The organism is Pararhodobacter sp. (assembly GCF_036802785.1).
In the GTDB taxonomy this organism is placed as follows: Bacteria; Pseudomonadota; Alphaproteobacteria; order Rhodobacterales; family Rhodobacteraceae; genus Pararhodobacter.
Map to the genome: position 1 here is coordinate 1 of NZ_DAIRVN010000108.1, position 10,589 is coordinate 10,589.

General features: G+C 64.8%; 11 protein-coding genes. 3 read left to right on the plus strand and 8 right to left on the minus strand.

Annotation, left to right across the window (positions count from 1 at the left end; translation table 11 throughout):
- Positions 1–206: 206 nt before the first annotated feature.
- Together gap (V7Q53_RS22255) and gap (V7Q53_RS22260) are read right to left on the minus strand one after the other, a co-directional pair.
- Positions 207–1,208 (minus strand): type I glyceraldehyde-3-phosphate dehydrogenase, encoded by a 1,002-nt coding sequence (gap, locus tag V7Q53_RS22255; RefSeq protein WP_333831104.1) that lies wholly within the window; start codon positions 1,206–1,208, stop codon positions 207–209.
- 231 nt (positions 1,209–1,439) lie between these two features.
- Positions 1,440–2,441, minus strand: a complete 1,002-nt coding sequence (gene gap, locus V7Q53_RS22260; RefSeq protein ID WP_333831105.1) for a type I glyceraldehyde-3-phosphate dehydrogenase — start codon at positions 2,439–2,441, stop codon at positions 1,440–1,442.
- A 293-nt stretch (positions 2,442–2,734) separates the two neighbouring features.
- On the opposite strand from gap (V7Q53_RS22260), the gene V7Q53_RS22265 reads away from it, so the two are divergent.
- Positions 2,735–3,049: a DUF1294 domain-containing protein gene (locus V7Q53_RS22265; RefSeq protein WP_333831106.1), complete on the plus strand. Its 315-nt coding sequence runs from the start codon at positions 2,735–2,737 to the stop codon at positions 3,047–3,049.
- Here V7Q53_RS22265 and V7Q53_RS22270 read toward each other — a convergent pair whose 3' ends face one another.
- From V7Q53_RS22270 to V7Q53_RS22295, 6 genes are all read right to left on the minus strand, one after another.
- Positions 3,050–4,105: a threonine aldolase family protein gene (locus V7Q53_RS22270; protein ID WP_333831108.1), complete on the minus strand. Its 1,056-nt coding sequence runs from the start codon at positions 4,103–4,105 to the stop codon at positions 3,050–3,052. It lies immediately after the preceding gene.
- Positions 4,105–4,548: a YcgN family cysteine cluster protein gene (locus tag V7Q53_RS22275; RefSeq protein ID WP_333831111.1), complete on the minus strand. Its 444-nt coding sequence runs from the start codon at positions 4,546–4,548 to the stop codon at positions 4,105–4,107. The genes V7Q53_RS22270 and V7Q53_RS22275 overlap by 1 nt, the downstream gene beginning before the upstream one ends.
- Positions 4,548–5,486: a bifunctional riboflavin kinase/FAD synthetase gene (locus V7Q53_RS22280; protein WP_333831113.1), complete on the minus strand. Its 939-nt coding sequence runs from the start codon at positions 5,484–5,486 to the stop codon at positions 4,548–4,550. The genes V7Q53_RS22275 and V7Q53_RS22280 overlap by 1 nt, the downstream gene beginning before the upstream one ends.
- Positions 5,487–5,532: 46 nt before the next feature.
- Positions 5,533–5,991, minus strand: a complete 459-nt coding sequence (locus V7Q53_RS22285; protein ID WP_333831115.1) for a MaoC family dehydratase — start codon at positions 5,989–5,991, stop codon at positions 5,533–5,535.
- Positions 5,992–6,165: 174 nt separating this feature from the next.
- The gene (locus V7Q53_RS22290; protein WP_333831117.1) at positions 6,166–7,047 is read right to left on the minus strand and encodes a TIGR01459 family HAD-type hydrolase; all 882 of its coding nucleotides are present in this window, start codon (positions 7,045–7,047) and stop codon (positions 6,166–6,168) included.
- A gap of 35 nt (positions 7,048–7,082) precedes the next feature.
- Positions 7,083–8,003 carry a manganese-dependent inorganic pyrophosphatase gene (locus tag V7Q53_RS22295; protein WP_333831119.1) on the minus strand — a complete coding sequence of 307 codons (921 nt, stop codon included), beginning with the start codon at positions 8,001–8,003 and terminating at the stop codon, positions 7,083–7,085.
- Between the two features lie 437 nt (positions 8,004–8,440).
- Between V7Q53_RS22295 and V7Q53_RS22300 the strand changes: the two genes are divergently transcribed.
- Complete coding sequence (locus V7Q53_RS22300; RefSeq protein WP_333831121.1) at positions 8,441–8,728, plus strand: co-chaperone GroES; 288 nt, start codon at positions 8,441–8,443, stop codon at positions 8,726–8,728.
- Positions 8,729–8,782: 54 nt separating this feature from the next.
- Positions 8,783–10,429, plus strand: a complete 1,647-nt coding sequence (groL, locus tag V7Q53_RS22305) for a chaperonin GroEL (RefSeq protein ID WP_333831122.1) — start codon at positions 8,783–8,785, stop codon at positions 10,427–10,429.
- Positions 10,430–10,589: the final 160 nt, after the last annotated feature.

The following is a 10,589-nucleotide window of genomic DNA, read 5'->3' on the forward strand; positions in this document are numbered from 1 at the left end:
CCCGCCCCCCCCCCCCCCCCCCCCCCCCCCCCCCCGCGGCCCGGCGGGGGCCCCCCGCGGCCGGGCGCGCGGGCCTCGCCCCCATCGAGGGGGCTCGGCCCGCCGGGGGTGGCTGCCCCCGCCGGCCTGCGTCCGCCCACAGGCGTACTTCAGCGGACGTATTTGTGGCAAGATGAAGGAAAGGGCGACGGCGCGCGCGGTGCCGTTTACCCCAGCCGCCCGATGGCACCGGCGGTGTCGAGCATGCGCGCGGCATAGGCCCATTCGTTGTCATACCACGCCAGCACGCGCACCAGCTGCCCCTCCATCACCCGCGTCTGATCCAGATGGAAGACGGAGGAATGCGGGTCATGGTTGAAATCGGCGCTGACATTGGGTTGGTCAGTCGTGGTCAGGATGCCCTTGAGGCGGCCCGCTGCGGCCTCGGTGATGGCTGCGTTGATTTCCGCGACCGAGGTGGCGCGCGCCGCGTCAAAGGTCAGGTCGATCGCCGAGACATTGGGCGTGGGCACCCTGAGCGCCACGCCATCCAGCTTGCCCGCCAGTTCCGGCAGCACCAGCCCCACGGCCTTGGCCGCACCTGTGCTGGTGGGGATCATGCTCAGCGCGGCGGCGCGGGCGCGGTAGAGGTCAGAATGCTGGCGGTCCAGTGTCGGCTGATCGCCGGTATAGGAATGCACCGTGGTCATGAAGCCGCGCGTGATGCCCACCGCCTGATGCAGCACCTGCGCCACCGGCGCGAGGCAGTTGGTGGTGCAGCTGGCGTTGGAGATGATCCTGTCTTCGGGGCGCAGGCTGTCATGGTTGACGCCGTAGACGATGGTCCGGTCGGCGCCACTGGCCGGGGCCGAGACCAGAACCCGCGCCGCGCCCCGGTCCAGATGAACGCGGGCGGCTTCGGCATCCTTGAAGATGCCGGTGCATTCGAGCACCAGATCGATATCCGACCAGTCCAGCCGCGCCGGGTCCCGCTCGGCGGTGACGCGGATCGGCCCGTGACCGGCATCCATTGACGGGCCGTTGGTGGTGATGGTGCCGGGAAAGCGGCCATGCACGGAATCGAAGCGCAGCAGATGGGCGCTGCTCTCCACCGGGCCAAGGTCGTTGATGGCGACAATCTCAAGATCGCGGCGGTCCTGCTCGATCAATGCGCGCAGGATCAGCCGGCCGATACGGCCAAAACCGTTGATGGCAAGACGGGTTGTCATTGGGGCTCCGTTCGGTTGTCAGGGTGTCATGCGAAAGTTACCGCTAACAAACCCCTTTTCGCGCCATTTTTCAAGCCGGAACCGCAGATTTCGCGTTGGGCGGGGGGCGGGTCACGCAAAGATGTTCGCCCTTTCACGCACCGGAAATGCATCGCGCAGCCGCGTGCGCAAAGCAAAAAGGCGCCCGAAGGCGCCTTTGATGGCCCGTGCAGGGGCGCGATGGCGGTCAGATCAGTGCAGCCGGCCCATCGCGGCGGCGACATCGGCCATGCGGCAGGAAAAGCCCCATTCGTTGTCATACCAGGCCAGCACCCGCACCATGCGCTTGCCGACAACCTTGGTCTGGTCCGGGGCGAAAATCGAGGAATGGGTAGTGTGGTTGAAGTCGATGGAGACCTTGGGTTCAGGATCATAGGCCAGAACCGAGCCCATCGCGCCGCCTGCGGCCTTGCGCACCACCTCGTTGACATCATCAACCGTGACATCCTTGCCCGCAAGAAAGGTCAGGTCCACCGCCGAGACATTGGGCGTGGGCACCCGCATTGCCGTGCCGTCCAGCTTGCCCGCCAGTTCCGGCAGCACTTCGCCCAGTGCCTTGGCGGCGCCGGTGGAGGTGGGGATCATCGCCATGGCGGCGGCGCGGGCGCGGTAGAGGTCTTTGTGGCGGCGGTCCAGCGTGGGCTGGTCGCCGGTATAGGAATGGATCGTGGTCATGATGCCGGATTCGATGCCGATGGCGTCATTGAGCACCTTGGCCAGCGGCGCCAGACAATTGGTGGTGCAGGAGCCGTTCGACACCACCAGATGCTCAGGCAGCAGGGCGCGGTGGTTCACGCCATAAACAATGGTCTTGTCGGCGCGTTTGGCCGGGGCGGAAACGAGCACCCGCTTGGCGCCGCGCGTCAGGTGGACGGCGGCCTTGTCACGGTCGTTGAACTGCCCGGTGCATTCCAGCACGACATCGACGCCGGACCAGTCCAGCTCTTCGGGGTCATAGGTCGAGAACACCTTGATCGGGCCGCGACCCAGATCAAGCGTATCGCCCTCAACCCGGATCTGGCCGGGGAAGCGGCCGTGCACGCTGTCGTATTTCAGCAGATGCGCATTGGTCTCGATAGGGCCGGTGGCATTGATCGCGACCACCTCGACATCGTTGCGCGCGCTTTCCGCGATATGGGCGAGCGTGCAGCGGCCGATGCGCCCGAATCCGTTTATGCCGATGGTGATGGTCATGATCCAGCCTCCGCAAGCCGTGATGGGGTCATCCGCAGGGCAGCCGGCAGGCGCGCGCGGTAATACCCTGCGTATAGCCGTGGCATCATGGCTAAGAAAGGGCGAAAATCGAATTTATGCAAGACGTTAGCGCAAACCTCGGGTCGCGACCTGTTGTTTGCGCTAACCCGGCGGGGCGCCTGGCCGGGCGTTGGCGCTAACCTGCGGGTGCCGGCGAGAGGCTGACGAAACCGCAGATTGCCAATCGCCCGGCGCCGTCATAATTCATGCTTCACCGATACAGGATTTTCAGCATGCGCTTCGGCATTCTCCTTCTGATCTGCCTGACGGTTGCCAACGGGCTGGCCTGGTGGGCCTTCTGGCATGACAAGCGCGCGGCCATCGCCGGGCGGCGGCGGATCTCCGAGGACCGGCTGCTGGCGATTGCCTTTCTGGGTGGCGGGCTGGGGGCAAAGCTGGCGCAGCTTTTGCTGCGCCACAAGATCAGGACAGAGCCGTTCCGCCAGCAGCTCAATGGCATCATCGCCGTGCAACTGCTGGCGCTGGCGGTGATCTGGGCGATTTACAGGGTTCAGCGCGATGCCGTGTGGCTGCTGAGCGCGCAGTAACTATTGCGGGGCGACAAGCGCCAGAAATGCGTCCACCTGCGCCTCGGTCGTTGACCATGAGGCCACGAGCCGTGCGCTCAGCGCCTCGGAATCATCCCCCTCCAGCGACCGGTCATGGGGCCAGAAGTAATAGGCGGCACCGGCCTTGTGCGCGCGGCGATGGGCGCTGCGGGGCAGGGCGGGGAACAGCATGTTGCCGCCACGCGGATGCAACAGCGCGGTGTCCGGCAGGGCGATCAGCCCGGTTTCCAGCCGCGCGGCCATGGCATTGGCGTGGCGCGCCAGTGTCAGCCACAGATCACCCTCCAGCCAGGCTTCCATCTGCGCCGACAGGAAGCGGTGCTTGGAGAACAGATGCCCGCCGCGCTTGCGCCGCAGCTCAAATTCCCAGGCTTTGGCCGGGTCAAAGATCACCACGGCCTCAACCCCCATCAACCCGTTCTTGGTGCCGCCGAACGACAGCACATCAACCCCGGCTTTCCAGGTCATTTCGGCGGGGGTGCAGCCCTCGGCCACCAGCGCATTGGTGAAGCGCGCGCCGTCCAGATGGACGGGCAGGTCATGCGCTTTGGCGATGGCGGTCAGTGCGCGGATCTCGGCCACCGAATAGCGGCTGCCGCATTCGGTCAGGTTGGTCAGGCTCAGCATGCCCTTCTGGACATTGTGAACCCCCACCCGAGCGGCATTTTTCAGCTTTATGTCAAGCTCTTGCGGGTCGATCTTGCCATGCTCTCCACCCATCAGAACCAGTTTGGCTCCGCCGGTATAAAACTCTGGCGCGCCGCATTCATCCTCTTCGATATGGGCAACGCGGTGGCAATAGACCGCGCCCCACGGCGGGCAGAAGGTGGCCAGCGACAGCGCATTCGCGGCGGTGCCGGTGGCGACCAGATGGACAGCGGCCTCAGGTGCCTCGAAGATCGCGCGGATGCGGGCGCGGACCCGCTCCATGATCGCATCCGCCCCGTAGCCGGGGGCGAAACCGTCATTGGCGCGCGCCAGCGCCTCCAGAATGGCGGCGGGCACGCCCGAGCTATTGTCCGAGGCAAAGAACATCAGATTTCCTCTTCGATGATATGGTCTTCCCAGTCTTCTTCCGGGATTTCGTATTCCGGCAGCGTGCGCCCCTGAACCGAGATCCCGGCGCTGTGCACCGTATCCGGGTCGCCCGAGATCAGCGGGTGCCAGTCCGCCAGCCTGCGCCCCTCATGCAGAACACGGTAGGCGCAGGTTTTCGGCAGCCAATAGGCGACATCCTTGATCGTGCCCGGTGTCAGCATCACGCATTCGGGCACAAGGCTTTTGCGGATCGCGTAATTGCCGCAGCGGCAGGTGCTGTCATCCAGCAGGCGACAGGCGATGTTGGTGAAGAACACCTCGCCGGTATCGGCATCCTCCAGCTTGTTCAGACAGCATTTGCCGCAGCCGTCGCACAAGGCTTCCCATTCCTCGCCCGTCATGCGGTTAAGCGGGACGCTTTCCCAGTAACGGGGGCGCATCAGCGATCCGCCAGAATGCTGCGGGCGCGGGCGCTGTCGGCATCCATCTGCGCGATCAGCGCCGCCAGCGTGTCGAATTTCTCTTCGCCGCGCAGGTAATCCACCAGTGCGACCGACAGGTGGATACCATAGAGATCACCTTTGAAATCAAAGAGATGCACCTCAAGGTTGGGCGTATTCTCGCCAAACATCGGCCGCACCCCCAACGAGGCAACCCCGTCGTAAGACCCCGCCTGCGGCCCCGAGAGCACTTGAACCCTGACCGCGTAAACCCCGAAGCGGGGCAGGTGCAGCCCGTCCAGCGCCATATTCGCGGTGGGGTAGCCCAGTTCGCGCCCGCGCTTCTCGCCGTGCTGAACCGCGCCGTCGATCCGGTGGCGATGGCCCAGCATGCGCGCGGCATCCTCCGGGCGGCCCTCGCTGAGCGCCTGACGGATCGCGGTGGAGGAAAACGCCCCGGCCTCGCTGCCGATCAGCGGCAGGATCGTCACCTCGAACCCGAAACGTGCGCCGAAATCGCGCAGCATCTCTGCCGTGCCCGCCCGGCGCTTGCCGAAACAGAAATCCGCGCCCACCACGACATGGCGCAGTGCCAGCCCGCCACCCGGCCCCCCGGCCAGCACATCGCGCGCGAAATCTTCGGGCGAGAGGCCGGAAAGCTCGGCGTTGAAGGGTAGCTGAAACAGGCAGTCCACGCCCAGCCGCTCCAGCCGGTTGCGGCGGCTTTCGGCGTTCATCAGCCGGAAGGGCGGCGCATCGGGGGCAAAGAATTCGCGCGGATGGGGTTCAAACGTGACCACACCCAGCGGCAGGCCGGGGCGGCGGGCATGGTCGATCACAGCCTGATGGCCGCGGTGCACACCGTCGAAATTGCCCATCGCGGCCGAGGCCCCGTGACAGCCCGGATCAATGTCTTTCCAGTGGGTTATGATCTGCATTCGTGCCCCGCCCGGCCCCTTGTTTCAGGGCGGGATGGGGCCCGCCTCAGTCGAACTTGCGGCTGGGCGCCAGAACCAGCGCCTCGCCTTTCAGGACCGTGGTATCGCCCACCGAACAGCGACAATCAAGGGTCACCCGGCGCTTGGCATAATCGATCTCCCGCACCACCACTTCGGCCAGCACTGTGTCGCCGGGGCGCACGGGCGCGAGGAATTTGAGCGACTGGCCCATGTAGATGGTGCCATGGCCCGGCAGTTGCTCACCGATCACCGCTGAAATCAGTCCGGCGGTGAGCATGCCATGGGCGATGCGGCCCTCGAAAATGGTGTCCTGCGCGTATTCATCGTCCAGATGCACCGGGTTATGATCGGTCGAGACCTCGGCGAACAGCGCGATATCGCGGTCGGTGATGGTCTTGCGCAGATGGCGCGCCATGCCCACTTCCAGATCCTCGATACAGATCGTGCCGCGGGGCAGATTGTCCTTGGGTCGCGTGTCAAGCATGGCGGGTGCTCCGGGCTTTGGGGCGGTCATCGGCGGTTCCGGTGGCTGGCCCGGCGGATACCGGGTCGGGCATATACTGCGGCGCAGCGTAGCGCGCGCCGGGCGCAGATGCAAGGCGCGCGGGTAATGAACGTGCAAAATGCGCGCTGTTGTGGCAATTTTATTGCGGCGTCGTCAGCGCAACCGCCCCATCGCATAGCGCGGTGTGCGGGTCTGGCCGGTCAGCCATGCCAGCAGCGGCGCGGCTTCCGGTGCCTGGACATCGGGGCCGAAGCGGCTTGCCTCCAGCCCGCCGGTGACAAAAAGCGCGTCGATCCCCTCAGCCTGCGCACCGGCGATATCGGTCAGGATACCGTCGCCCACGGCCAGCACCTGATCGTTGTCATAGCTGATGCCCATCGCCGCCAGCCGCCGCCGCGCCAGATCATAGATCGGCGGGTGTGGCTTGCCGAACGACATCACCGCGCCGCCCATATCGGCGTAAAGCTGCGCCAGGGCGCCCGCGCAGTAGATGCGCGTCTCGCCCACATCAACCACGATATCGGGGTTGGCGCTCAGCATCGTCAGCCCGCGCACCTTGGCGGACAGGAAGCGGCCGCGGTAATCCTCAGGCGTGTCGGCGCAATCATCGAACGGGCCGGTGCAGATGATCCCCTCCGCCTCATCAAACGGCACGCGGAGGAGGGGGGGCTGGCCGGCCAGTGCCTCGGGGATTTCGGTGAACAGGTCTTCGTCCTTCTCCGGTCCCAGATGCCACAGCCTGCGCCCCGCCGCGCCCATCAGCATCGCCTCCTGCGTGGCATCACCCGACGAGACGATGACATCCCAGGCATCGCGCGGCAGGCCCATGCGCACCAGCCGCCGCTCAACCGCGTGGCGGGTGCGCGGCGCGTTGGTCATCAGAACGACAGTGCCGCCGCCCCGGCGAAAGCCCTGCAGGGCGGCCACGGCCTCAGGATAGAGGGCGCGGCCGTCGTGCAGACAGCCCCAGAGGTCACAATAGAGCACGTCATATTGCGCACCGATTCCGGCGAGCGTTTCGATGATCTCGGTCATGCGCCGGGCGCCTCCGGGTCAGAGGGTCTTGATGTTCAGAGGCTCAGGGCGGGGATGATCTGCTTCTTGCGGCTCATCACCCCCGGCAGCACCACGGTGTCGCCGGTGACGCTGACGCCAAAGCTTTTCTCAGCCATGGCTTTCACCAGATCGTTGGGCACCAGCAGCGTGGCCTCCTCGCGCAGGATATCGACCACGAAAAGCAGCACCTGATCGGCGCCATCCTCTTTCGCAACCGTTTCCATCGCGGCCATCAGGCTTGCCTTGCGGTCCAGCACCACCTTGGGCGCGGTGGTTTCCAGCACCGAAACCCGCAGCTCCTTGCCCGCGACCGAGTATTCCTTGCTGTCCATGCGCAGCAGCTGCGCATCCGAAAAGGCCGAGACATCGGACTTGGCCGCGAACATCTCGGCGGCGTAATCGGGGATCGCGATGCCCAGATCGCGCGCCAGCTTCTCAGCCACGGCGCGGTCATGGTCGGTGGTGGTGGGTGAGCGGAATTCCAGCGTGTCCGACAGGATGCACGACAGCATCAGCGCTTTGATGGTGTCCGGCATCTTTGCCGCATCCGCGCCCATCAGATCATGCATCAGCGTGGCGGTGCAGGCCAGCGGGCGGATGGTGATGTCGATGGGCAGTGTCGTTTCCAGCCCGCCGGTCAGCTTGTGATGGTCGATGATCGCCTGGATATCGGCCTTGCCGATCGAGGGCGGCAGCTCTGACGGGTTGTTGGTGTCGACGATCACCACCTTGGTGCCGGGTTCGACATCGGTGATGATCTCCGGGCACTCAACGCTCCAGCGTTTCAGCACAAAGGCCGCCTCGGTGTTTGGCTCACCCAGCAGCACCGCGCGCGCAGGCACGCCCCGTACCTCGTTCAGGTACCATGCCCAGATGAGGGGCGAGCCGGTGGAATCGGTATCGGGGGCCTTGTGGCCGAAAACGAGCGTGGTCATGGGCAATGCTGAGCCTGTGTTGAGGAATCGCGCGGGTTATAGGCGGTGCGACGGGGCTTGTCACGCCTGCTGGGTGCGCCTGCGCGGGCAGGGGCAGGGCAACGGCAGGGTAACTGGCCGGAAGCGTATGAAATCAACGCCTTGCGATGCGGGATTTACTTTATCTTCATATATTGCCGGAAAATCCGCCCCCTCACCTGTTCAAAAATATCCTCGGGGGGAGTCGCCGCGCCAGCGGCGGCGGGGGGCGGAAAGCCCCCCTTCGCGCCCGCTGCCGGGCCGCGCCGTCTGGTCTGCGCGACAGTGTGCCAATCCAGCGCCCTTCGCCCGTCCGGGGAGTTGACAGCGCCGCGCGGCTCCCCTAGATACAGCGCTGTTGGCACTCACCGAAGGCGAGTGCTAAAAGTATCAACCTGGAACCTAAGGAGTGTTCTCAGATGGCATTCAAACCCCTTCATGACCGTGTGCTGGTCCGTCGCGTTCAAGGCGAAGACAAGACCAAGGGCGGCCTGATCATCCCCGACACCGCCAAAGAAAAGCCCGCCGAAGGCGAGATCGTCTCGGTAGGCGAAGGCGCGCGCAAGGATTCGGGCGAGCTGATCGCACCCTCGGTCAAGGCCGGCGACCGCATTCTGTTCGGCAAATGGTCGGGCACCGAAGTGACGATCAACGGCGAAGAACTGCTGATCATGAAGGAAAGCGATATCCTCGGCATCGTCGAGTGACTGCTTCCTGCTGATCGCACTGACCCTTAACTACATATTTCAGGAGCACCCCTCATGGCTGCCAAAGAAGTCAAATTCAACACCGATGCCCGTGACCGCATGCTGCGCGGCGTCAACATCCTTGCCGATGCGGTAAAAGTCACGCTGGGCCCCAAAGGCCGCAACGTGGTCATCGACAAGTCGTTCGGCGCCCCGCGCATCACCAAGGACGGCGTTACCGTCGCCAAGGAGATCGAGCTTTCCGACAAGTTCGAGAACATGGGCGCGCAGATGGTGAAAGAAGTCGCCAGCCGCACCAATGACGAAGCAGGCGACGGCACCACCACCGCCACCGTTCTGGCCCAGGCCATTGTCCGCGAGGGCATGAAAGCTGTCGCCGCCGGCATGAACCCGATGGACCTGAAGCGCGGCATCGACCTTGCCACCACCAAGGTCGTCGAGGCGATCAAGGCTGCCTCGCGTCCGGTCAAGGACAGCGACGAAGTTGCGCAGGTCGGCACCATTTCGGCCAATGGCGAAGCAACGATCGGCCGTCAGATCGCTGACGCCATGCAGAAAGTCGGCAACGAGGGTGTCATCACCGTCGAAGAGAACAAGGGCATGGAGACCGAGGTTGAGGTCGTCGAAGGCATGCAGTTCGACCGCGGCTACCTGTCGCCCTATTTCGTCACCAACCCGGACAAGATGATCGCCGAGCTGGAAGACGTCTATATCCTGCTGCACGAGAAAAAGCTGTCGTCGCTGCAGCCCATGGTTCCGCTGCTGGAATCGGTGATCCAGTCGCAAAAGCCGCTGCTGATCATCTCTGAAGACGTCGAAGGCGAGGCACTGGCCACGCTGGTGGTCAACAAGCTGCGCGGCGGCCTGAAGATTGCCGCTGTCAAGGCACCGGGCTTCGGCGACCGCCGCAAGGCCATGCTGCAGGACATCGCCATTCTGACCGGCGGTCAGGTGATCAGCGACGATCTGGGCATGAAGCTGGAGAATGTCACCATCGACATGCTCGGCCGCGCCAAGAAAGTGTCGATCAACAAGGACAACACGACCATTGTTGACGGCTCGGGCGAGAAATCCGAGATCGAAGCCCGCGTGGCCCAGATCCGTCAGCAGATCGAGGAAACCACCTCGGACTACGACAAGGAAAAACTGCAGGAGCGTCTGGCCAAGCTGGCTGGCGGCGTTGCGGTCATCCGTGTCGGCGGCATGTCGGAAATCGAAGTCAAAGAGCGCAAGGACCGCGTTGATGACGCGCTGAACGCGACCCGTGCTGCCGTTCAGGAAGGCATCGTTGTCGGCGGTGGCGTGGCGCTGGTTCAGGCTGGCAAGAAGCTTGAGGGCCTGAAAGGCGCGAACAGCGACCAGGACGCGGGTATCGCCATCGTGCGCCGCGCGCTGGAAGCCCCGATGCGGCAGATCGCTGAAAACGCCGGCGTCGATGGCGCTGTCGTGGCTGGCAAGGTCCGCGAATCGAACGACGTGACCTTTGGCTTCAACGCCCAGACCGAAGAATATGGCGACATGTTCAAGTTCGGCGTGATCGACCCGGCAAAGGTTGTCCGCACCGCGCTGGAAGATGCAGCATCGGTTGCCGGTCTGCTGGTTACCACCGAGGCGATGATCGCCGACAAGCCCGAGCCGAAGGGCCAGGGCGGCTCCGGTGGCGGCATGCCCGACATGGGCGGCATGGGCGGGATGATGTAATCCCGGCCATCAGGCCAATACGATCAGGGGGGTGGCCATCTTGGCCGCCCCTTTTTCTTTTCGGGCGGGTTGGCGGGGGGGCGCCGGGGGCCTTTGACCCCCGGCGCCCCCCGCCCGGGTCTGCGCTCCCCTCGGGACCGCCACCCCGCCCACCCGCCAG